General features: G+C 73.5%; 16 protein-coding genes and 1 pseudogene. 13 read left to right on the top strand and 4 right to left on the bottom strand.

What is annotated here, in order from left to right; all coding sequences use genetic code 11:
- Positions 1–111: 111 nt before the first annotated feature.
- Positions 112–723 (top strand): TetR/AcrR family transcriptional regulator, encoded by a 612-nt coding sequence (locus ACFV18_RS04465; RefSeq protein WP_380479082.1) that lies wholly within the window; start codon positions 112–114, stop codon positions 721–723.
- Between the two features lie 142 nt (positions 724–865).
- On the top strand, positions 866–2,233 hold the full coding sequence (locus tag ACFV18_RS04460) for a carotenoid oxygenase family protein (protein WP_380479080.1): 1,368 nt from the start codon (positions 866–868) through the stop codon (positions 2,231–2,233).
- A gap of 92 nt (positions 2,234–2,325) precedes the next feature.
- Here ACFV18_RS04460 and ACFV18_RS04455 read toward each other — a convergent pair.
- Positions 2,326–2,656: pseudogene (locus ACFV18_RS04455) on the bottom strand (two-component system response regulator); the annotation flags it as partial.
- Between the two features lie 1,355 nt (positions 2,657–4,011).
- On the opposite strand from ACFV18_RS04455, the gene ACFV18_RS04450 reads away from it, so the two are divergent.
- Complete coding sequence (locus tag ACFV18_RS04450) at positions 4,012–4,656, top strand: CAP family protein (RefSeq protein WP_380479079.1); 645 nt, start codon at positions 4,012–4,014, stop codon at positions 4,654–4,656.
- Positions 4,657–4,897: 241 nt separating this feature from the next.
- Here the strand turns inward: ACFV18_RS04450 and cobF are convergent, their stop codons facing one another.
- Complete coding sequence (gene cobF / locus ACFV18_RS04445) at positions 4,898–5,659, bottom strand: precorrin-6A synthase (deacetylating) (protein WP_380479078.1); 762 nt, start codon at positions 5,657–5,659, stop codon at positions 4,898–4,900.
- Positions 5,660–6,084: 425 nt separating this feature from the next.
- On the opposite strand from cobF, the gene ACFV18_RS04440 reads away from it, so the two are divergent.
- Together ACFV18_RS04440 and ACFV18_RS04435 are read left to right on the top strand one after the other, a co-directional pair.
- Positions 6,085–7,287: a hypothetical protein gene (locus tag ACFV18_RS04440; RefSeq protein WP_380479076.1), complete on the top strand. Its 1,203-nt coding sequence runs from the start codon at positions 6,085–6,087 to the stop codon at positions 7,285–7,287.
- Positions 7,288–7,432: 145 nt separating this feature from the next.
- Positions 7,433–7,840, top strand: a complete 408-nt coding sequence (locus tag ACFV18_RS04435; protein WP_380479074.1) for a hypothetical protein — start codon at positions 7,433–7,435, stop codon at positions 7,838–7,840.
- A gap of 285 nt (positions 7,841–8,125) precedes the next feature.
- Here the strand turns inward: ACFV18_RS04435 and ACFV18_RS04430 are convergent, their stop codons facing one another.
- Positions 8,126–9,298: an MFS transporter gene (locus tag ACFV18_RS04430; protein WP_380479072.1), complete on the bottom strand. Its 1,173-nt coding sequence runs from the start codon at positions 9,296–9,298 to the stop codon at positions 8,126–8,128.
- Positions 9,299–9,392: 94 nt separating this feature from the next.
- Here ACFV18_RS04430 and ACFV18_RS04425 point away from each other — a divergent pair, with 94 nt between their 5' ends.
- A complete protein-coding gene (locus ACFV18_RS04425; protein ID WP_380479070.1) occupies positions 9,393–10,070 on the top strand; it encodes a hypothetical protein in 678 nt (225 codons plus the stop codon).
- Between the two features lie 165 nt (positions 10,071–10,235).
- On the top strand, positions 10,236–11,399 hold the full coding sequence (locus ACFV18_RS04420) for an NlpC/P60 family protein (protein WP_380479069.1): 1,164 nt from the start codon (positions 10,236–10,238) through the stop codon (positions 11,397–11,399).
- Between the two features lie 19 nt (positions 11,400–11,418).
- On the opposite strand, the gene ACFV18_RS04415 is transcribed toward ACFV18_RS04420, so the two are convergent.
- Positions 11,419–12,024, bottom strand: coding sequence for a DUF4232 domain-containing protein (locus ACFV18_RS04415; protein ID WP_380479067.1), 606 nt, complete (start codon positions 12,022–12,024; stop codon positions 11,419–11,421).
- A 355-nt stretch (positions 12,025–12,379) separates the two neighbouring features.
- Between ACFV18_RS04415 and hcp the strand changes: the two genes are divergently transcribed.
- The 6 genes from hcp to ACFV18_RS04385 all read left to right on the top strand — a co-directional run bounded on the left by hcp (position 12,380) and on the right by ACFV18_RS04385 (position 23,559).
- Positions 12,380–14,056 carry a hydroxylamine reductase gene (gene hcp, locus ACFV18_RS04410; RefSeq protein ID WP_380479065.1) on the top strand — a complete coding sequence of 559 codons (1,677 nt, stop codon included), beginning with the start codon at positions 12,380–12,382 and terminating at the stop codon, positions 14,054–14,056.
- Positions 14,053–15,078 (top strand): FAD-binding oxidoreductase, encoded by a 1,026-nt coding sequence (locus tag ACFV18_RS04405; RefSeq protein WP_380479063.1) that lies wholly within the window; start codon positions 14,053–14,055, stop codon positions 15,076–15,078. Before hcp ends, ACFV18_RS04405 begins: the two co-directional genes overlap by 4 nt.
- Before the next feature lie 427 nt (positions 15,079–15,505).
- Positions 15,506–16,483 carry a hypothetical protein gene (locus ACFV18_RS04400; RefSeq protein ID WP_380479061.1) on the top strand — a complete coding sequence of 326 codons (978 nt, stop codon included), beginning with the start codon at positions 15,506–15,508 and terminating at the stop codon, positions 16,481–16,483.
- Positions 16,480–18,627, top strand: coding sequence for a hypothetical protein (locus ACFV18_RS04395; RefSeq protein ID WP_380479059.1), 2,148 nt, complete (start codon positions 16,480–16,482; stop codon positions 18,625–18,627). The genes ACFV18_RS04400 and ACFV18_RS04395 overlap by 4 nt, the downstream gene beginning before the upstream one ends.
- Positions 18,627–19,565 (top strand): AAA family ATPase, encoded by a 939-nt coding sequence (locus tag ACFV18_RS04390; RefSeq protein WP_380479057.1) that lies wholly within the window; start codon positions 18,627–18,629, stop codon positions 19,563–19,565. The genes ACFV18_RS04395 and ACFV18_RS04390 overlap by 1 nt, the downstream gene beginning before the upstream one ends.
- Positions 19,558–23,559, top strand: coding sequence for an SAV_2336 N-terminal domain-related protein (locus ACFV18_RS04385; protein ID WP_380479055.1), 4,002 nt, complete (start codon positions 19,558–19,560; stop codon positions 23,557–23,559). The genes ACFV18_RS04390 and ACFV18_RS04385 overlap by 8 nt, the downstream gene beginning before the upstream one ends.
- Positions 23,560–23,624: the final 65 nt, after the last annotated feature.

Raw genomic sequence — 23,624 nt, 5'->3', positions numbered from 1 at the left:
TCCGGACAAAGTCACCACCGCGAACTGCCGTACGGGAAAGGCGTGCTGACGACGCAACGGATTGTCGGAAAGTGTGGGTAACGCTGTTACCGGTGGGCTACGGTGTTACCCGTGAACACGCCCTACCAGGACGCGCAACGCATCGGCCAGAGTGCTGTGCGGACCGCGATCCTCGACCACGCCATCGACCTCCTGGTCACCGAGGGGCCCGCCGCGCTGACGATGCGCCGGATCGCCACCGGCATCGGTGCCTCGACCAAGGTCCTGTACACCATGTTCGGCGGCAAGGAAGGCCTGGCCGACGCGCTCTACCGGGAAGGCTTCGCCCGGCTGCGCCGCGCCCAGCAGCAAGTCCCGTGCGCCGACGACCCGTTGACCGCACTGAACGACCTCGGCACCGCGTACCGGGCGCACGCCCTCGCCGAACCCGCCTACTACCGGGTGATGTTCGAGCAGGCGGTGCCCGGCTACCAGCCCGGACCGGAGGCGCTCGCCACCGCCGACCACGCCTTCGACGCCTCGGTGGCGGCCGTCCAGGCCTGCATCGACGCGGGCGTCTTCGCGCCCGGCGACGCACACGAGATCTCCAAGCTCCTCTGGGCGGCGGCCCACGGCGCGGTGAGCCTGGAACTCGCCGGCCACTTCCCGCCGGAGAGCGCCGCCCACCGCTTCGACGCGCTGATGGCGGCGGTGGGGCGGGCGTTCCTCGCCGAGCCGCAGTGACCGTCCCTCGTCGAACCGCACCGCACGAACCGCGCGCCTCGCACGGACTGCGCGCACCGCACGAACCGCACGGACCGCGCGCCTCGCACGGACTGCGCGCACCGCACGAACCGCACGTACCGCACGGAAAAGGACAGCCGGCATGACGATCAACCGCTATCTGACGGGCAGCTTCGCCCCGGTCACCGAAGAGGTCACCGCCCACGGCCTTCCCGTCACCGGCCGCATCCCGGCCCACCTGAACGGCCGTTACCTGCGCAATGGCCCCAACGCGCTGGGCATCGAGGACCCCGCCGCGCACATCTGGACCCTCGGCCCGGGCATGGTGCACGGCGTGCGGATCCGCGACGGCCGTGCCGAGTGGTACCGCAACCGCTGGGTGCGCTCGGGCGCCGTCGCCGACCACCTCGGCGAGCCGCACCGCGGCACACCCGTCGATCCGCGGCTGGACTTCGCGCCGAACGTCCAGGTCGCCGGGCTGAACGGCCGTACCTTCGCGCTGATCGAGGGCGGCATACGTCCCTACGAACTCGGATACGAACTCGACACCTTGGGTCCCTGCGAGCTCGGCGCCACCCCCGAGGGCTACAGCGCCAACGCGCACTCCGTCTTCGACCCGCACACCCGGGAACTGCACTCGCTGGCGTTCCTGTACGGCACCGAGTACGTCCAGCACATCGTGATGGACCACCACGGCACCGTCCGCCGGACCACGCTGATCCACACCCCCGGCAACCCGTACATGCACGACTTCGCGCTGACCGAGCACTACGTCGTACTGTTCGACGCCCCCGTGGTGTTCAGCCCCGCCCACCTGCCCACCGGCGTGCCGTTCACCTGGGACGACACCCACCAGGCGCGGGTCGGCATCATGCCGCGCGGCGGCGGGCCGGTGCGCTGGTTCGACGTCGCCCCCTGCCTGGTCGGGCACACCCTCAACGCGTACGAGGACGGCACCGAGGTGGTGATCGACGTGGTCCGCCACCCCGAGGGCTTCAGCATCCGGGACTTCGGCCGCAGCCGCCCCACCCTGGACCGCTGGCGGATCGACCTGGCGGCGAACAGGATCCGCGAGGAGCGGCTGGACGACCGAACCCAGGAGTTCCCGCGCGTCGACCCCCGCCGGGTCGCCCGCCCGCACCGCTACGGCTACGCCGCCGTGGCCGAGCTGTACGCCACGCCCACCGGCCCCGACGACCCGCGCCCCGACGAGGGGTTCAGCAGCGCCCTGCTCAAGCACGACCTGCTGCGCGGCACCGTCGAGGCCCACGAGTTCGGACGGTACGGGGCCGTCGGCGAGGGCGTGTTCGTCCCCGCCGAGTCGCCCACCGCCGAGGACGACGGCTACGTGATGGCCTACGCGCACAACCCCGAACGCGGCGCGGCCGACCTGGTGATCCTCGCCGCGCAGGACTTCGCCGGCGAGCCCGTCGCCCGCATCCACCTGCCGGTCCGGGTGCCGCTCGGCCTGCACGGCAACTGGGTCCCCGACGGACGGTCAACTCACTGAAGGAGCACCGGCTTTCGGGATCGCCGTCCCGGTGGCCGCCGAGATCGTGTGCCGGGTCGGCGCCGGGAGCGCGGTGTGGCGGCGGCGTTCGCGGTGCAGCTCGACGTGCACGGCGACCTTCGCGCGCAGCGCCCACGGATCGACAGGCTTCGGGATGAAGTCGACCGCACCCGCCGCATAGCCGCGCATCGAGTGGTCCGGGTCCGTGCCGATCGCCGTGACGAAGATGATCGGGATGTCGCGGGTACGGGCCCGGCGCTTGATGTGCGCGGCGGTCTCGTAGCCGTCCATCCCCGGCATCTGCACATCCAGCAGGATCACCGCGAACTCGTCCGGCTCCAACAGCGCCCGCAACGCGTCCGGCCCCGACGCGGCCCGCACCAGCCGGTGCCCGTGCGGCCCCAGGACGGCCTCCAGCACCATCAGGTTGTCCGGCCGGTCGTCCACCAGCAGCACCTTCGGCGGCGGGCCCTCGTTCGACGGGCCCGGCGGAGCCGGGGGAGCGGGCGGAGCCGGCGGACGTGCGGGCTGCAACGGGATCTCCGCGAGGCCCTGTTGCTGCTCCACCAGGGCGAGTTGACGCTCGAACAGGTCGCAGCGGGTCTCCGCGCACGCCGCCCGCTCCCGGGCGCGGGCCAACTCCTCGGCCAGCCGCTCCACTTCGCGGGCGAGCGCGTCGCGCTCGGCGAGCAGCGCATCCCGGTCCGGCGCCGAGAGTGGTTCGGCCTGCTCGGCCTGCTCGGTGTGCCCGGCCTGCTCGGCCTGCCCGGTGTGCCCGGTGTGCCCGGCGCGTTCGGCTTGTTCGGTGCGGTCCTGCGGTGCGGGCAGGAGGGGGCGGGACTCCAGGCGGACCAGCCGGGCGTCCAGGTCGGCGATGCTCTGCCGAGTGTCGTCCAGCGCGTGGTCGAGCTGCTCCTCGCGCGCCCCCGCCCGGCGGGCCTCCCGGTCCGCCGCCTGCAACTGGTCCTCCAGTTGCTGCACCGCCCGGCCGATCGACGCCGCCGTGCGCAGCGCCGCCACGTGCCTGCGGCGCAGCCCCTCCAGGGCCGACGGGTCGAGTCGGGTGCCGCAGTCCTCGTCGAGGTGGTGCAGCAACTCCTCGACGAACTGCCACGGTGCGATCCGCGACCCCGCCAAGTACCGGGACAGCGTGCCCGGGTTGAGGTAGCAGCGGGTGGCGTACCGGCGCACCGAGATGCCGAGCTCCAGGAACAGTTCGCGCAATGATTCGGCGAACTCCCGGCACTCCCTGTTCAGTTCACGATCCAGCGGCTGGAGCCCGCCGTCCCGGACAGGCCCTGCCATCACGCTCCGCACCCCCGTCGGCCGTTCATCGATCCGCCGGGTCGCCATGTACGCCGCACCCGAATCCTCCACCCGTACCCGCCGGCCCGTCACGGTCCGGTCGCGCCAACCCCGGCCGCCGCTGCGCCGGGGTGGACAGCAGCATGCCGGATCGTGAGGGTGTTGCGCGCCCCGCAACGCGCAGACGCGCCGGACCGGCAACAGGATTGGCGTCCCGCAATTCTGATGCTGCGTCAGATTGACGAGACCCCCGACGGTACGCCGGTGCACAGCTTTCAGCGACCCCCGCGTTCACCTGCACGGGTGACGCCGAGGAGGGTGACCCCGGGCCCGCGAGGCCGCGTGCACGCCAGCGGCGCGGCTCCGAACGACCGGATGGTGACGAGGAAGCGGCAGGGCCTGCGGGGGCCGTGCCCTGGTGGCGGTCGGGGCGTTAGTCAGGGTGGCAGGATCAGCGCGAGTAGGAGGACTCCTTGATTGCATCTCAGGTCCGCAGGGTTGCCCTGGCCGCGGCTGCGGCGGCCGTGGCCGTGATGACGGTGATGCAGCCCGCGACGGCTGCCGGTCCGGTGCGGCGGGCGTTCACGGACCGAACCGACAGCGGGTTCCAGAACGACTGCCTCGCGGCCATCAACGCCTACCGGGCCAAGCATCAGGCACCTCCACTCACCGTCGATCCGCAGATCGTGGAATACGCCAAGTCCCGGGCGCAGAAGGTGTCGGAGCCGGGCGGCTTCCAGCACGACGGCCTTGCCCGTGGGTACGGCGAGACCCTGAGCTGGAGTTCGTTCGCCGGTGAGAACCCCGGGAGCGGCTATGCGCCGGACAGTTGCAGGGTCGCGGTGGACGCCTGGTACGAGGGGAGCGCGCACTACGACTACAGCAAGCCCGGCTTCTCCCGCGAGACCGGCAACTTCACCCAGCTGGTGTGGAAGTCCACGACGAAGATCGGCTGCGCCCGGGTGGGCGGACCGCGCGACGGCGGCCCCGACAAGGACGGCTTCTTCTGGTTCGACACCTACATCGCCTGCGACTTCGCGCCGCGCGGGAACACCGCGACGGATCCGCAGGACCCGGGCAAGTCCTATCGGGAGAACGTCCTGCCGGCCAGGTCGTAGGGGCGGCCGCGCACAGGTGAACGCGCGCACGGGTCCCGGCGGCGGAGTCCTCCAGGGCGCTGCCGGGTCCCGGTGGACGGCGTGGAGGGCGGCGACCGCGAGCAGCAGGTGGCTGCCTGGAGCGCGCGGCGCCGGGCGAGCCCCGGTGGCCCGCGCCGAGTGGCGCGGAGGGCGTCGAAGGGAGCGGACGGGTGAGGGAGTTCGGGCTCCGGGCCCGTCCACTCCGGGGGAGGGGCGGGGATCAGTCCTCGGTGCGGCGCAGCAGGTAGCTGTCCATGATCCAGCCCTTGCGTTCGCGGGCCTGTTCGCGCAACTCGGCGATGCGGTCGGCCTGTTCGGCGAGTGGGCCGGCGGCCAGGATCTCGTCCTCGGTGCCCAGGTAGGCGCCGTAGTGGATGTGCACGCCCGCCGGGTCGATCTTGGTGAAGGCCGCCTGCCCGTCCAGCATCACCACCGCGTCCTCCGAGCCCGGGCCGAAGCCCTCGGCGGCCAGGCGGCGCCCGGTGGTGATCCGAACCGGCCGCGCGGTGCGGGTCAGGGTGGTGCGGTGACGGGCCGCCAGGACGGAGATGCTGCTGATGCCGGGGATGACGGTGTAGTCGAATTCGGTGCGGCCGCGCGCCAGGATCCGGTCCAGGACGGCGATCACACTGTCGTACAGTGCCGGGTCGCCCCAGACCAGCAGGGCGCCGGTCTGACCGTCCGCCAGTTCCTCGATCACCGCCTGCTCGACCAGGTCGGCGCGCCGCTCCCGCCACTCCTCGACGGCCTCCCGGTACGCGGCCGTGCCACGGTCGCGCGCCGGGTCGATCAGCTCGACGACCCGGTGCCCGGGCCGCCCGTGCTCGGCGATCATCCGGCGCCGCAGCCGGATCAGGTCCTGGCGCTCCTCGGGCTTGTCCAGCAGCAGGAACGCATCCGTGCGGCCGATCGCCTTGACCGCCTCCAGAGTGAGGTGGTCGGGATCGCCTGCACCGATGCCGATGACGAGAAGGGTACGCATGACGCCGATTCTGCCTGGTCCCTCCCGCGCAGCCGCAGGTGGGAGTCCTGCTGGGCGCAGGGATGCGCGGTCGGCCGGCTGCCGTCCTCGAACTCGGCCGGGATCTCGTCCTCCCCACGGGTCGATCCCGAGGCGCTCCCGCGTGCCGTACCACCGCTCGCGCAGCGACTCCGGCAGGCGCCCGCCCCGGTCGGTCGTCGTCCCGCAGCAGTGCTCGGTCATCGGCCCCGGTGTCCCGTTCGGCTTGTCGGGCGGGCAGGCGAGGTGCGGCGGAGCGCGGCGGCGGTACACAGCGGTACACGGGTGGGCGAACGGTTTTCGGCCGTGTTCCGGCGGTGTCGCAGCAGGTGGGAGGCGGTCTGTTCACGGGCCCGGCGGCCTGTCAGGCTCGCCGCTCCGGACACCGACCAGGAGGGGCAACGGAGATGAGACGAATTCGGCAGGCACTGACCCGATGGATCGCGGTGATGGCCGTCCTGCTGGGCGCCGTCGCACTGACGGCACAACCCGCAGACGCGGCTCCGGCCGCCGCGCAGGGAGCGACGACGACCATCTGCGGCTACACCCCCGTGCCCGCCGGCTGGGTGATCACCAGCGAGAACTGGGCCGGGTGCAGCGGCTACGGGCTGTTCACCATCACGGAGTTGGGCGACGCCACCACCATCCAGGCCTGCTCCAACTCGCCCGTGCCCGCCGGCTGGGTGATCACGGCAATGCAGAACGGCCCGACCTGCGGCAGCAGTTACCCGCTGTACTCGCTGCTGAAGGTGACCACCCAGACCACGCTTCAGGACTGCGGCCAGTCCGCGATCCTGCCCGGCTGGGTGATCACCGCGATCCAGACCGTCTCCTCCGCCTGCGGCACCTACGGGACGTACACCGTCACGCTGATCCCGCCGGGGGCGACCTCGTACCAGGCGTGTGCGATCTCGCCGATCCAGAACGGCTGGGTGATCACCTCCTCGCAGAACGGCGCGGGCTGCGGCAACTATCCGCTGTACTCGCTGCTGAAGGTGACCACCCAGACCACGCTCCAGGACTGCGGCCAGTCCGCGATCCTGCCCGGTTGGGTGGTCACCGCGATCCAGCCCAACTCGCCCGCCTGCGGCTCGTACGGGACGTTCACGGTGACGCTGGTGACCACCCAGACCTCGCTCCAGGTGTGCGCCAACTCGCGCGTCCCCGACGGCTGGGTGATCACCGCGATGCAGAATCTGGCCGGCTGCGGCAGCTACCAGGTGTACTCGCTCGTCAAGCTCGCCGACCAACCGTCGATCCAGGCCTGCGCGCAGTCCGCGATCCCGGCCGGATACGTCATCACCCAGGTGCAGAGCGGCAGTTCGGTCTGCGGCGCGTACAACGTCAACACCCTGACGAAGGTGACCACCCAGACCACCCTGACCGTCTGCGGACAGTCGCCGATCCCGGCCGGCTGGGTGATCACCCAGGCGGGCAGCTCCGGGCAGTGCGGGACGTACACCATGTACACCCTGGTGAAGGTGACCACGCAGACCAGCATGGTGGTCTGCGGCCCGTCCCCGATCCCGGCCGGCTGGGTGGTCAGCAACCAGGTCAACGGCTCCCAGTGCGGGGTGTACACCGTGCTGCTCATCACCAAGACCTCCTGACACCCGCTCTCCCGCGCACCGGGTCTCCGCCTGCGAGGCCCGGCACGCGGGCCCGACCGTCCTCCACCCGGGCGGGAGCGTGGTGCGGGGAGGCTTTGACGGCCGGCCGGGCCGGATTGTCAGTGGCGGCTGCCATGCTGCCGGGATGATCCCGTGGAATCTGCTCGACCTCGACAGGGCGCTGCGCGCCAGCTGGGCCGCCGACACCTGCTCGCCCGACGACCTGGAGCGGGCCGGGTGGCAGCCCGAGAATCCGGCGTGGGGCCAGTGCGACATCACGGCGCTCGTGGTGCACGACATCTTCGGCGGGGATCTCCTGGTCGGGGAGGTGCACTGCGAGGGCGAGCAGCGGGGGTTCCACTGGTGGAACCGGCTGCCGAGCGGGGTGGAGCTCGACCTGACGCTCGAGCAGTTCCGGGCGGGGGAGACCGTGACGGAGGCGCGGGTTGTCGAGCGCCCGGCCGGGCCGACCCGTCGGCGGTGGGCGGAGTACCTGCTGCTGCGGGAGCGGGTCGGCGAGCGTCTCGAGGGGTTCCCGGAGTTGACTCACTGACGCGGCGTGGTGCCGAGACCCGCCAGGCCCGGCTCGGCGCACCCGGTGGGTGAATCAACCGCGTCGACGATTCGCCGCCGGACCGGGGCGGTGCCCACGACCGCGAACGGCCCGGCCGGCGCCGGGAGTTGTGCTCCGGCCCGGTGTGCGGTCGGCTGCTGCCACCCCGGGTGCGCACGTCAGCAGCGCCGATCGCCGCCAGCAGCGCCCCCACAGCCCGCCCCCGACCGTTCCTCGCCCGTCCTCCTCGGTCACAGCAATCAGACCTGTCGTCACCGGGCCCGGTCAGGACCCACGGCGCAGCAGGTAGGCGCCGGAGGCCGCCGCCAGGGCGGCCATGCAGGCCGCGAAGACCAGGCCCGCGTGGGTGAGGCCGAGCGGGCCGCTGAGCAGGCCGATGCCGATCACCGGCACCGAGATGCCGAAGTACGCCACCACGAACAGCGCCGACAGCACCCCGCCGCGCTCCCCGGCCGGGGACGCGTCCGCGACCTCGTCGACCGCACCGCGCAGCCCCATGCCCTGGCCGGTGCCGCCGACCAGCGCCGCCAGCACGAGGGGCGCAAGGGTGCCGGTGGCGAGGGAGAGGGAGAGCAGGCCGAGTCCGGCGATCAGCACCAGGCAGCCGAGCGGGATCGCCCGGGCCGCGCCCAGCCGGGGCACCAGCAGCTGGCCGCCGGTGGAGGCGAAGAACGCCAGGCAGACGATCGCGCCGACCGCGGCGTGGTTGTGCACGTCCAGGCTCTCGGCGAGGAACGCCGGGCTGACGGACGTGAACACCCCGAGCAGCGAGAACCCGGCGAACGCGGCGATCCCGGCCGGCACGAACACTCCGCGCACCTGCGGCGGCAGACTCGGCCGCCGGGGGCGCGCCGCCCGCAGTGGGACGGTGTCCGCGACCGTCTCCGGCAGCGACCAGGTGACGGCGAACGAGGCCGCCAGCAGCACCAGATGGACCAGGTACGGCAGCGTCAGCGGGTGCGAGGTGTACTCGGCGAGCAGCCCGGACAGCAGCGGTCCGAGGCCGAGACCGCCCATGTTGGCAGCGGTGGCCACGAACCCGGCGCGGGCGCGGCGGCCGGGCGGGGCGAGTTCCAGCACGTACGCGGTGGCGGTGCCGGTGAACAGGCCCGCCGACAGTCCGGACAGCAGCCGGCCCAGGCAGAGCAGCGGCAGACCCCCCTCGGCCAGGAACGCGACCGCGGCCGCCGCCGCGCAGCCGAGGCCGACCAGCAGCACCGGGCGCCGCCCCACCGCGTCCGAGACGTTGCCGACCAGCAGCAGCACGCCGATCACCCCGAACGCGTAGATGGCGAACACCACCGTCACCATCAGCTCGGAGAAGCCGATCTGTTCCTGGTACAGCCCGTACAGCGGCGTGGGCAGCGTGGTGCCCGCCATGCAGACGGCGAACGCGCCCGCCGCCCCCAGGTATCCCGGGTGCTGACGATCGGTCATGTGCCCACCGTAACCACGGGCCCGGCGCCCCCGCCCCCGGGCGGAGCGAACGCGCAGGTCAGCGCTGTCGGTGACGCACTGTTGAATGGCCGCCATGAACGTTCACGACCTGCTGCCCCTGCTGCCCGAACCGGCTGTGCTGCGCGCCCGCTGCCGGGCGATCGCCCTGCTCGACGCGGTCCTCGACCCGTCGGACCCCAGGCACACGTACCTGCCCGGCTGGCGGGAGGGCGTGGATCTGGCGTGCATGGACAACGGCGGGGGCGACCGGTACGCGATCGTGTTCGACCCGGCCGCCGGGGTGTTCCTTCACGGCTTCGACCACGAGAGCGCCGCGACGCCGTGGCGGGAGGAGGACCGCGCGCACTGGCCCGGGCTGCTCGACGGCCTGCCCGCCTCGCTCGCGCACTACGCGCAGGATCCGGCGTTCCGGTTCGAGGGGTTCTTCGACGCCTCGGTGTGCGTCTGGCGCGAGGCCGGCGACAGCGCGTGGCGGTGCGGGCCGGTTCGGTTCGGCCCCGGCGAGTCGGACGGCGCGGGCTGGCTGTTCGACCTCCTGGTGGACGGGAGCACGGACGGGTACCTGAGCTTCGCCGAGGACTACTACGAGCGGCCCGTGGACCGGGACGCGGTGGCGGCGGTGATGGCGGGCGCCCCGCTGACCAGGGCCACGGTCGCGGCGCTCAGCGCCACCGCGCACCACGGCACCGTCGCCGAGCGGGCCCGCGAGCTGGGCTGGGCGGTCGCGGAGGAGGCTGCGCCGGCCAGGTGAGATGTGGGGGGTGTCGGGGTCGGCCTGCGGGGGAGTGGGCGGGGCGGGTGGCACAGTGGCCGGGTTCCGATCATCCGATGGATGCGCGGCGGCCGGTGGGTCCCGGGGGACCCGACCGGTCGGTGGCGCGTCCGGTGCAGTTTGTAGCTAGGGCGGTGGACTCCCATGTCCCGTGGCACCTCCCGGTCCTGGCGGTCGGCGGTGGTCGCGCCGGTCGTGGCGCTGCTGCTGACGATCGCCGCACCCGCCGGCGCCGAGCCGTTGCCCGTTCCCGACAACGAGTCCGCCGGCGAAGCAGCCGGCGGCGAGCAGGCCGGGGAGGCACCCGAGAGCGAGGCCGCCGGGGAGGCCCCCGAGAGCGCGGTCGCCGGGGCGGCACTCGACCAGTTGGCCCAGGACCTCGCGCAGGCCCGGCACACGGCGGAGACGGCCGAGCAGCGCTCCACCGCCGCCGGTGCCCAACTCGACCGCAGGAAAAAGGAATCCGCGGACGCGGCGGTGCAGGCCGACCGGGAGCGGGCCCGGGTCGCGGAGGCCGAGACGCAGGCCGAGCGGCTGGTCGGCGAGCAGTACCGCAACGGCCCGCTCGGCTCGCTCGGCCCGCTGGCCCGGCTGCTGCTCTCCGACCGGCCCGAGGAGTTCCTCGGCCGCCGGCGCCAGGCGTTCGAAGGGTCCCACAGCGCCGCCGAGGTGCTGAGCGAACTGCGCGAGGCCCGGGGACGGCTGGTGCTGGCCGCCGACCAGGCCCGGCAGGCCGAGGAGTCGGCGGCCGCCGCCGCGCAGGACTCCCAGCAGGCCCTGGACCAGGCCCGCACCGCCGCCGACCGCACCGCCCAGCTGCTCGACTCCACCCCCGCCGACCAGCTCGAACTGCTGGAGCAGCTGGACTACGACCGCGCCGACCAGTCCCGCCAACAGATGCTCGCCGCCGGGGTGTTCGGCCCCGGCGGCAGCGCGTCCGAGGCCGGCCGCCAGGCCATCGCCTTCGCCCTCGACCAGCGCGACAAGCCGTACCTGTGGGGCGGCACCGGCCCCGACGCGTTCGACTGCTCCGGCCTCACCTCGCAGGCCTGGCTGGCCGCCGGCGTCACCATCCCGCGCACCAGCCAGGAGCAGTGGGCCGCGCTGCACCGGATCCCGCTGCGCGAACTGCGGCCCGGCGACCTCGTCATCTACCAGAACGACGCCAGCCACGTCGCGCTCTACCTGGGCGGCGGCACCGTCGTGCACGCCCCGCACGCCGGGACGGTGATCAAACTCGCCCCCGTCACCATGCTGCCCATCCTCGGCGCGATCCGTCCCGACCCGAACTCCCCGTCCGCGTCCTGACGTTCCGACAGATCGCCGCTCAGCGGGTGGCGGCGATCGGACGGACCTGGGTGCCCGGCTGAGGGGCGGTGCGGCGGTCCTGCGGGTTGGCGCCCTCCCAGTGGACGGTGAGCCGGCCGGTGTCGTTCGGCGGGGTCAGCACCATCGAGGTGACCTTGAACTCGTCCTGGCCGCGCTGCCCGCGCCCCCGGTAGGGCAGGTAGTCGATCAGCAGGTACGCCGTCCCGCCGGGCGGCAGCGTCACCGTCCGGGCCTGCGCCGAACGGGAGCGCGGCAGACTCCAGGTCGTCTCCCCGCTCACCAGATCGACGCCCGGGAAACCCTGCATGGTGCAGGTGGCGGTGCCCCGGTTGGCCAGCTCGATCCGCTCCACCACCGGCCCGTCCGAGGCCGGCACCACCGAGGCCGCCGCCACCGTCGCCCGCAGGTCCGCCGCCGTGCACGGGCGGGTCCCCTTCGCGGCCGGGGAGCTCGCCACCACGGGCGACACCGGGAGTTCCGCCGCGACCGGCGCCACCGGCCCGGCGGGCGCGACAGGGCCGGACGGCCGGTCGTCGGCGCACGCGGTGAGGGACACGCCCAGGGCCGCCACCACGGCGGCGGCGGAGAGCTGACGGATACGCATGATCTGTTCCCCGTGATCTCGGCGGCCCCGCAGCGGGTACCGCGCCGAAACTGACGGCCGGCCACCACTCGAACCCACCCCCGGGACCGGCACGTCTCCCATGCTGGCCTCCGCCGATCAACAACGGATCAACAGCCACGGGACGCCCGTCGCCAGCGGAGCCGAGCGGCGGCCACGGGCCGGGCGCGGCAAAGGACTTGCGGCCCCGCGCGGGCCGCGCGGAGGGGCCGGACGGCCCGGGGCGCGGGGACGTACGGGACCTGCGACGGCACGGGCGGGGTTCGTAGCGTGGAGGCACGCCCGTGCGGGGGGTCCGCCGGCCCCGGGGCGAGGTGCACGAGTCCAGGAGGACCGCATGTTCTGTTACCAGTGCGAGCAGACCGACCGTACCGGTACGGTTCCCGGGTGCGCGGGCGCGATCGGCAACTGCGGCAAGGACGCTGCCACGTCCGACCTGCAGGACCTGCTGATCCACGCGGCGAAGGGCATCGCCCAGTACGCCGCCGAGGCGCGCACCCTCGGCGCGGCGGACGACGAGGCGTCGCGGTTCCTGCTGTACGCGATGTTCACCACCCTCACCAACGTGAACTTCAACCCGTCGCGGTTCGGCGCACTGATCCAGCAGGCCGTCGCCCACCGCGACCGCGCCCGCGCCGCCTACCAGCGGGCCGCCCGCGCCGCCGGACAGGAACCGCGCGAACTGACCGGCCCCGCGGCCTGGCAGCCCGCCGACGACCCGGACGCGCTGATGCGCCAGGCCGCCGAGGTGGGCGTGGACGCCGGCCTGGCCCTGGTCGGACCGGACGTGGTCGGCCTGCGCGCGCTGCACCTGTACGCACTGAAGGGCATCTGCGCGTACGCGCACCACGCGCACGTCCTCGGCAAGGAGAGCGCCGAGGTGTTCGGCGGCGTGGAGAGCGCCCTCTCCTACCTCGCGGGCGAACCCACCGACGCCGCCGACCTGGTGGAACGCGCGGTCGGCCTCGGCCGGCTCAACCTCGCCACCATCGAACTGCTGGACGCCGCCAACACCGGCGCGTACGGCGCCCAGCAGCCCACCGCGGTGCGCACCACGCCCGTCGCCGGGAAGGCGATCCTGGTCAGCGGCCACGACCTGCACGACCTGGAGCAACTGCTGGAGCAGACCGCCGGCCAGGGCATCAACGTGTACACCCACGGCGAGATGCTGCCCGCGCACGCCTACCCGACGCTGAAGGCCTACCCGCACCTGGTCGGCAACTACGGCGGCGCCTGGCAGGACCAGCAGCGCGAGTTCGCCGCGTTCCCCGGCCCGATCCTGATGACCTCCAACTGCATCATCGAACCCCACGCCGGTTACCGGCGGCGGATCTTCACCACCGGCCCGGTCGGCTGGCCCGGCGTGCGCCACCTCGCCCAGGGCGACTTCGGCCCCGTCCTGCAGGCCGCCCGCGCGCTGCCCGGCTTCCCCGCCGAACCGGAGGGCGAGCCCGAGCGGATGCTCACCGTCGGCTTCGGCGCCGACGCCGTACTCGCCGTCGCCGACCGGGTCACCGCCGCCGTCCGCAGCGGCGCGATCCGCCACTTCTTCGTGGTCGGCGGATGCGACGGGCCCACCCCCGGACGCGACTACTACACCGACTTCGCGGTCGGCGCGCCCGCCGACAGCGTGGTCCTCACCCTGGGCTGCGCCAAGTACCGTTTCAACGGGCACGACTTCGGCGACATCGACGGCATCCCGCGGCTGCTCGACCTCGGCCAGTGCAACGACACCCACTCGGCGATCCGGATCGCCGCCGCCCTCGCCGAGGCGTTCGACTGCGAGCTGAACGACCTGCCGCTGACCCTGGTGCTGTCCTGGACCGAGCAGAAGGCCGTCGCCGTGCTGCTCGCCCTGCTCGCCCTCGGCATCCGCAACATCCACCTCGGCCCGACGCTGCCGGGCTTCCTCACCCCGAACCTGATCGACGCCCTCGTACAGCGCTTCGACCTGCGGCTGGTCGGCGACCCGGCCGCCGACCTCGCCGCCGCGCTGGAAACGGCCGCGAAATGACGGAGCAGCAAGTAGCGGGCCACCAGGTGGTGCTGACCACCACCGACGGCGCCCGGCTGGAGCTGTGCTGCCCGCCCGGCGGCACCGTACTGGAGGCGGCCGCCGAGGCCGGGGCCGCGCTGCCCGCCTCCTGCAAGCAGGGCACCTGCGGCTCCTGCCACGCCACCGTCACCTCCGGCGAGTACCACCTCGGCCCGCACAGCGAGCAGGCCCTGTCGCCCGAACAACTCTCCTGCGGCGGCGTGCTGTTGTGCCGCACCGTGCCGTGCGGGCCGCTCACCGCCGAACTGCCCTACCCGCAGTCGCGGATCCTGTACGGCGGGGTGCCGCAGCGGGCCGCCGAGGTGGCGTCGGTCACCGCCGTCGCCCGGGACACCGTCCGGCTGGAGGTCACCCTCACCGACAGCCCCGACTGCCAGTTCGACGCCGGGCAGTTCGTCGAACTCGAACTGCCCGGCACCGGCGTCAAACGCGCCTACTCGCTCGCCAACACCGGCAACTGGGAAGGCCGGATGGAGTTCTTCATCCGGCTCCGCCCCGGCGGCGCCTTCTCCGGGGCGCTCGCCGAACGGCTCCGCCCAGGCGACCCGTTGACGGTGCACGGCCCGCAAGGCGCCTTCGGCCTGCACGAGACCGGGCTGCGCCCGCGCTGGCTGCTGGCCGGCGGCACCGGCCTGGCCCCGCTGCTCGCGATGGCCCGGCAGATGGCCGAGTGGCAGGACCCGCAGCCGGCCCGGCTGTTCCTCGGCGTCAACACGCCCGAGGAACTGTTCGGCGACGCCGAGCTCAAGGCGGTCGCCGCCGAACTGCCCGGCTTCCGCCACGAGTTCTGCGTCCGTGAGCCCGACCCGACCTGGACCGGCCCGATCGGCACCCCCGCCGACCTGCTCGCCCGGGCCCTCGCCGAACACACCGGCCCCGCCCCCGACCTCTACGTCTGCGGGCCCCCGCCGATGATCGACGCGGTCCGCCGGGCCGCCCCCGACTGCCAGGTCTTCCACGAACGCTTCCTGGCCACCTGAAAGCCCGCGGCCACCTGGCGCACCCGGCACCCACACCCGGGCCGCCAGGTGGCCGCCGGCACAGTCGGAGGCACTCCCCGGCACGGCACCATGGGCGCAAGGCGTAACGGAGGCCGGGGGAGAGCATCGTCGGAAGCCTGCGGGCGGGCAAGCCGGTCGCCGTCATCACCGCCTCCCCCGCCACCACCGGCGGCGAACGCGCCCGCGCCTGGACCGCCGGCACGTTCCGCACTCCCGTACTTCGAGCACGACCTGGAGGTGGCCGCCCCGCCCGCCGACGTGCTGCACCAATCCGTCGATCCCGGCCGCCGAAGGCCGAGTGGGCAGCCGCCGTACCGTCAGGTTCCGGGTGTGGCCCGCCAGTTGGTACCGTGGCACTCCTCGCGTGCGCGAGTGTCGGGGCCGGGCTGGTGGGTGGGAGCGGGCAGTGGCAGTCGATCGGGTCAAGCCGCAGCTGGTGTTCGTGCACGGGATCGGCCGGCCGCGCGACCCCGAGGCGGAACTCACCGAGTGGAAGCGGGCGCTGGCGGACGGGGCCCGTGCGGCGGGCTACGCCGAGGAGATCTCCGCGCTGACCATGGACTGGTCCGCCGACGCCTCGTTCGCCCACTACGGAGACCTGTTCTACGCCGGCGACGCCCAGGGCGCGGGCGGGCCGGGGGAGGGGGACGAGGAGCAGGACGCGATCATGCTCGGCCTGCTGGCCGAGTTCGTCGAGGAGCTCCTCGAACTGCCCCAGCACAGCGGCAACCGCGACCTGCGGCGGATCCGGGCCCAACTCGGCCCGGACGAGCAGGCGCAGGGCCTCGGGAACGTCGCCAGGACGCTGGCCACCGGCGTCGCCGCACTCGCCGCCGTCCCCGGACTGAACGTGGGCCTGCGGGCACTCAGCCGGCAGAAGCTGCTCAGCATCGTCTCCCAGCCGGGCCGCTACCTGCGCAGGCACCAACCCGACGCCGCCGGAAGGACCCTGGACCAGCGCGTCCGCGAGCGGGTACTGGCCTGCCTGGACCCGGCCCGGCCCGCGATCGTGGTGGCACACTCGCTCGGCACGGTCGTCGCCCTCGAGGCGCTGGCCGAATACCCGGGCGCCGTACCGCTGTTCGTCACGCTCGGATCCCCGATCACCACCCACGCCGTTGTGTGGCCGCTGCTGCGTCCCCGGCCGCCGGCCACCCCGGAGACGGTGGAGGCCTGGGCGGACTTCCGCGACAGCGACGACCTGGTGGTCCCGAAGCGACGCCTCGCCAAGGCGATGGCCCCGAACAGCCGCGGCGTGCAGCCGCTCTCCGACCGGATGGAGTCGGCCACCCTGTGGCCGCACGACGCCACCACCTACCTGCGCCGCGCCGAGGTGGCCGAACCGGTGATGCGCACCCTGGCGGCCCTGGCCGCCCGGCAGTGAGCGTTCGTCAGCCGCCGCCCAGGCACCTGCTGCTGATCGCCACCCAGTCGGACGGCGCGGAGAACAAGCTGGACGGCCTGGAGACCGCGGCGGGCGAGCTGCACACCGTGCTGACCGACCCGGCGATCGGCGGCTGCACCGACAGCCCCGGCCTGGACGCCGCCCACCTGCGCTCCGGCCGGGTGCTGCGCGCGGAGATCGACAGCGCCGTGCGGTCCGCCGTCGCGGCCGCCGGAGAAGCCCGGGCCACCCTTGTGCTGGCCTTCCTCGGCCACGGCCAGGTCGCCGGCCGGCTCCGGTACATGGCGGCCGACAGCAAGGACGGCCAGAGCCTGGACTGCGTGGATGTCGCCCACCTGGTCGAGCTGGCCGCCGACCACCCGGGCGTCGCCGGGCTGGTCGTGCTGATCGACACCTGCCACGCCGCGGCCGGGCTCCCCGACACCGGCAGCCTGATCGGCGGCTTCGGGGTCGGCGCGAAGAAGGTCGCCGTCCTGGCCGCCTGCGCCGCCCACGAACGGGCCTTCGGCCTGGCGCTGAGCCGACGCCTCGCCGCGCTGCTGGCCGAAGGGCTCCCGGGCGAAGGGGAGTTGCTGCGGGTCGGGGCGCTCGCCCCGCACATCCGCGACGCCCTGGACCGCCAACTGGCCGCCGACTTCGCCTACAACGGGACCGACGGCGGACTCTGGCTGGCCCGCAACCGCCACTCGGCCCGGCCACCGGGCGGCAGGGCGGGCACCCTGGGCGCCGAGATCCTCGCCGCAGCCCTGCGCACGTGGCCGCAGGCGCCGCCCGGCCCGCTGCCGCACACCCGCGACGGCCTTGCCGCGCTCGCCGACCAGGCCGCGGCGGCCGGGATCTGGCCGGTGCACGACGCGGCCGACGACATCCTCGCCGCCATGGACACCGCCGACGTGCTGGTCGAACTCGCCGGAGCCTCCCTGACCACCGACCAACTGCGGCTGCTCGCCGCCGAGTTCAACCGCCAATGGATCGGGGACCGGCCCGGCCCGGTCGAGCCGCCCGAAGGGCTCGGCGACCGTACGCTGCTCCAGTACCTGCTGGAGGACGCCGTGGTGCTGGCACCCGCCACGGCCTCCCGGCACGGCGCGCTCGCCTGGTACCTGGTCGCCGCCGCCCACGCCTGCGGCCGCGACCCCCGGGACGCGCTGATCGGCGACTGGGCGCGCGACAACGAAGCCGAGATCGCCCTCAACGACGCCCTGGCCAGGTACACCGCGCACCGCGCGAAGGCGTCCGAACGCCGGCTGGTGGTCAGCCTGGACGCCGCCCAGATCGACTGGCCCGACTCGCTCTCGGTGTGCGTGCGCGACGGAGCGGCCTGCGTCGACCACCGGCACTTCGCCTGCCCGCCCGACCAGGCCGGCGTCGAAGCAACCCTGGCCGAGGTCATCGACTGGGCCGACGGCCTGCCGACCGCGACCGGCCCGATCAGCACCATCGACCTGGTGGTGAACGCCCCCGTCCTGCTCGACTGGCACCCCGAGGAGGCCCTCACCGGCCTCCACCACCTCGGCGTCGACCACACCGTGGCACTGCGCTGGGCCGGCCGGCTGGTCGAACCCGGCCACCTGCGCGGCATGAACCGCAGAGCCCGAACCCAACTCGAAGAGCTGCGGCGCGCCCCGGGCGGCCAAGGCCCGCCCCTCTCCCGGATCGACCCCGCCGCGACCCCCCTCGACACCCTGCGCACCGACCTGCGCCGGGGCCGCTACCGGCCCGCCGTCCTGCTCACCGACCGGGCCACCGCCCCGAGCGCCGTCCGCGACCTGGTCGAGGCCTTCCTCCCGTACGCCCCGATCGTCCTGTGGCCGCGCGCCGACAGCGCGCCCTCGGCCGCCGACTGGGAATGCCTGAGGCACTTCTGGGACGGCCTGCCCGCCCGCTTCGGCACCGCCTACCGCCGGATGCTCACCGGCCCCGACGACCTCGCGCCGGCCGACCCAGTCACCGACGCCCACCTGGTCCGCCTCGCCCAGCTGCGCACCGCCTGGCACGACGTCGAGTGGCTCGACTTCTGCGCCCGCTACGACCGGCACCAGCCCGGCTCCGCACCCGCCGCCGCACCTGCCGCCGTGCTCAACGCCGCACCTGCCGCCGTACCCGCCCCGAGGAGCACCTGATGTCCTGGAACACCTACTACCGCGGCGACGGCGAACCCCGCGAGGTGACACTCGCACCCCCGCCGCCCTGGCGCCGCCTCGGCACCCACCAGCCGCACCGCGCCTTTCTGCCGCCCGAGGGCCTCACCGACGCCGTCAACGCCGCCCTCTACCTGCACCGCCCGCTGCTCATCACCGGCAGCGCCGGCACCGGCAAGTCGACCGTCATCGAACAGGTCGCCGCCGAACTACGGCTGGGCCCCGTCCTGAAATGGCACATCACCTCCCGCAGCACCCTCCCGGACGCGCTGTGCCGCTACGACGCACTCGGCCACATCCACGCCCTGCGCATCGGCGAAGCCACCGAACGCGACGCCGCCCCGATCGAGTCCTTCCTCAAACTCGGCCCACTGGGAACGGCGTTGCTGCCCAGCGAGCGCCCCCGGGCGCTGCTGATCGACGAGATCGACAAGAGCGACATCGACCTGCCCGCCGACCTGCTCGACGTCCTGGAGACCGGCACCTTCGAGATCCCCGAACTCGTTCGGCAGCCCGCCGGCCGGCTGACCGTCAGCACCTGGGTGTCCACCGACACCGCCGAGATCGAGGACGGCCGGGTGCAGTGCACCACCTTCCCGTTCATCGTCATGACCAGCAACGGCGAACGGGACTTCCCCGCACCGTTCCTGCGCCGCTGCATCCGCTACGACATGCCCAGGCCCACCGCCGACACCCTGCACCGCGCCGTCCAGGCCCACCTCGGACTGGACGGGACGCCGCTGTCGCCCGATGCCACCGCGCTGATCGCGCTGTTCGCCGAGCGAGTCGCCCGCGGCGACCAGCTGGCGATCGACCAACTCCTGAACGCCGTACGCCTGGTGACCGACGCCGGCGCCCCGACCGGTGAGCGCCGCAGCAGGCTGCTCGACCTGATGCTCCGGGACCTGTCCGGTGCGTGACCACACCGCCGAGCTGGTCGCGAAGCTGACCGCGCTGCTGCCGCCCGACACCGACGGCGCGGCGGTGGCGGACGCGCTCTGGCTCGCAGCCGGTTTGGCGCCTGATGGCCCGCCAGTCCATTTGTCCGACCCGTCTGTTCCGCGTTCGTTCTCGGTCTCCCATCCCGCCGCCCCCGCAGCTTCCGCTGCTGTCGAGGCACCGCCCGAGGAACCCGAGCACCGGCCCGCCACCCCGCTGTACGAACCGCCGACCGGCGACCCCGCCGCGCCCCGCGTCGAGGTCGCCGCCGCCCGCGCCCTCCCGCACGCCCTGGACGCCGGCCGCGCCCTGCGCCCGTTCAAACGCCGCTACCCGCACGGCCCCCGGCGCACCGTGGACCTCGACGCGACCGTCAGCGCGTACACCCGCACGGGTGAACTCCTGCCCGTGCTCAGCCCCACGCCCGAACGCTGGTTCGAGGTCGTGGTGCTCGTCGAACGCAGCCCCACCATGGAGATCTGGCAGGACACCCTCGACGAGTTCACCACCCTGCTCACCGGACTCGGCGCATTCCGCCGGGTCCGCCGACTCCACCTCGACCTCGACCCCCACCCCACCGTCACCGACACCCACGGCCGCCCCGTCCCCCCGGCCCGACTGCCGCAGCAACGCCGGCTCCTCCTCGTCCTGACCGACTGCGCCGGACCCCACTGGCGCACCCCCGCCATCTGGCAACTCCTGCACACCTGGGGCGCCCACGGCCCCGTCGCCCTGCTCAACCCGCTGCCCGGACGCCTGCGCCACCGCACCGCCCTCGACCTCCCCGCCGTCCGGGTCCGCCACCGCCGACCCGACGCCCGCAACACCGAACTCGCCCACGCCGTACCACTGATGCTCACCGCCACCTTCGGCCCCGAGGCCGGCTGGGTGCCGCTGCCCACCCCGTCCCTCACCCCGCACTCGCTGCGCCGCTGGGCCGACGCCATGATGCGCGGCACCCCCGCCGGCCACGACGCCGTCCTCGTCCCCGCCACCGGCACCCTCACCTCGCCGTTCGCCGACGACGACCCCACCGATGCCGACGACCCCGCCCGCCGGGCCGCCGCGTTCCTGCACACCGCCACCCCCGCCGCCCGCCGACTCGCCGCCCTGTGCAGCCCGTTCAGCCGCCTCAGCCTCCCGCTGCTGCGCCTGGTCCGGCAGGAAGCCGTCCCCGAGGCCGACACCGACGACCTCGCCGAAGTCCTCACCGCCGGCCTGCTCGACACCCGCACCCCCGCCGCCCTCACCTTCCACCCCGAAGCCCGCGCCGCCCTCACCCCCCACCTCACCCGCCACGACGCCTGGACCGTCCACGCCGCCCTCACCCACCACCTCGCCACCCACCACCCCCGCCCCGGCCACGCCTTCTCGGCCATCGCCCCCGAACACCTCGACGAGCTCCCCGCCGACCTCCAGCCCTTCGCCACCGCCACCGCCGACCTGCTCACCCTCCTCGCCCCCGCCCGCCGGAGAGCGCCACGCGGGCGACCGGCCACACCGGCGCCGCCCCGATTCCCCGATCCGGCGCGGAGCGCGGCGGTACTGATCGGGATCCCGGGGCCGGCGGAGCGCGACTCGCCCGAGAACCTGCGGACGTCCCTCGACGAGCTCAAGTCCGTTCTGACCTCGCCGATGAGCTGGAACCTTCCGCCGGAGCGGTGCCACGTCCTGCTCGGGGCGAGCACCCCGGAGCAGGTGCAAGTCCTGCTGGCGGCCGCGGACTTGGGAGCGGAGGACGCGCTGCTGGTGTACGTGCAGGGAGACTTCCCCGAGGCCGTTTCCGACGATGGGCCGCCCGGTGGGGTGCGGCAAGCGATCAGCGACCTGCTGGACAACCGCCCGGCGGCCACCACCGTGCTGATGATGGACGGCAACGACGCGACCCAGCTGGCGAGGCCGATCGAGCGGCGGCTCCCCCGGCTGGCCGGTGCCGTCGCGATTCTTTCCGCCGAGCGCCAGGGTGCGGACGACGACTTCAGCCTGGCCCGGAGCCTGGCGAAGGATGCCGAGGAAGGCATCCCCGGCGGACCGGACGTCATCGGGCTGGACACCCTCCTGCGGCTGCCGCGCCGCCGCCCGTCCGGGTCGAGCGCAAGCTTTCGCCTGTCGGCCCACGGGCCGGTGGAGGTGCCCGCGATCCTGCGCAACCGGCAGGCCCTGCAGTACAGCCGAGCCGAGGTGCGGATGGACTTCCTCGGACTCCGGGCGGAACTCGAAGCCCGAGGCATCCAGGTCTCGGACGAGATCGCCCCGATTCTCCTGGCGCTGGTCTCGTTCTCGCACAGCTACGCACAGCAGGTGGCGAGCGGAGAGGTCCGGGAAGCCGACGTCCGGGACGCCCTCGCCGATTTCCTGGGGCCGGCCCTGGTCCTGGCATCCGACCCGGACGGAGGGCCTGACCTGTCCTGTCGGCGGCGGGAGGGCGGACCTGGGGTGCCGTTCGAGCTGCTGGTGGCTTCTCAGGCCGACCCGACGCTGCCGGCCTCGGTCGGCCCACTGGTGAACCACCCGCTCCGGATCCAGATGCTCGTCGGCCGCTTCGAGAACCCGATGGGACCGCTGGTCTTCCGACACAAGGAGCAGAACGTCCACGTCGTCGCTCTCTTCGTTCCGGCTCCGGGCTCGGACAACAACCGGGCAGCCGGGCGGGTGACCGCGACGGCCGACGTCCTGGTGCTTCCCGACCATGAAGGGCAGGGTCCGCTCTCGGATGCCGGGCTGCGTCAACTCGCGGAAATCCGTGCCCAGGTGCGGGCGGCAACCGACCCCGAACACCCCGCTGCCTTCCGGGTCGAGGAGCTGGCGACCCTCGTCGACAACCTTCGTCGGCGCAGAGCAGAACTCGCGGGGCGGCAACTCTGCCTGGCTGTCGGCCACGCGCCCTTCGACAGCGCCGTGGTGGGCAAGGGCACCGCCGCCATGTCGCGGCTGTGGAACGGTCTCGACGCCCTCCCTTGGGCACTCGGTGCTCCGGGCCAGGGGCTGGCTGTCCTCCTCACGGACGAGGTTCATCAGGAGATGCGGCCCGGCAGTCAGGGCACCACGGTGCTGGAGTACGTACCGTTCCGGCCGACCGGAGAATCCGGCGATGTCCAGGCCTGGTTCGGCATGCTCGGGTCCACCGGAGCAGCGCTGATCACGAGGCTGCGCCCCACGGCGGACCCAAGCTCCCCGCAGAGTGTCGGCTACTCCCACACCCGGCTCTGCCGCCAGCTGCGCGACCTGGGCGTCAGGCCCGGCGGAGTGCTGTTCGTCCAGGTGTCGGAGCGGGCCATCAGGGCAGTGCTCCCCGAGCAGTTGATGGCAGCACTCCATGAGGTGCTGGGGCCGGACGGCACGGTGGTGATGTCGGCCGCCACTCCCGAGAACTCCCTCAACTCCGCGTACACCAAGGGCGCCCTTGCCGGTCTGACACCCGACGCGCAGGAGGTTTACCGGTCGTACATGCCGCCCTTCGACCCCCTGGTGACCCCGGTCTCGGCCTCGGCGGGGTCACTCGCAGAGTGGCTTCGGCGCGATCAGGCCAGCAACAGCGTCCGCAGTGCTCACCCCCAGCACTCGTTTGTCGCGTCCGGCCGGTGGGCCCAGTACCTGATGGCCGATCACCGGCTGGACTCACCCCACGGTGAGCACTCTCCACTCCTGAAGCTCCATCAGAGTCGCGCGCAGGCCCTGCTGTTGGGTGTGCCGGTGAACGAATGCCTGGCGTGGAACCTGGCAGCCTCGCGGATCCCGAACCCGCCGATGGTGACGGAGTCCTGCGTCGTGAAGTCCAGCGCGGGCACCGGCCGGGAATGGGTCACGTTCACGACCGTCGCTGCTCCTGAGCTGGACGCGCCGGAGCTGAGGGAACGGCTGGAGGCGCAACTCCCGCTCCGCCGGGGCGTCCTGGCGGACGAGGCGGCCGTCCTGGCCCCGGTGGAGGAAGGCGTCGAGCTGGTCGCCGCGTGGCTGGCGGACACGCGCCATTGAATATCCGGCGGATGACGGTACTTTGAGACAGCTCGGGCTGGTGGGTCGTCGGAGGCAGGGGGGAC

It is taken from the genome of Kitasatospora sp. NPDC059673 (assembly GCF_042734215.1).
Lineage (GTDB): Bacteria > Actinomycetota > Actinomycetes > Streptomycetales > Streptomycetaceae > Kitasatospora.
This window is presented reverse-complemented; position numbering and strand designations above follow the sequence as displayed.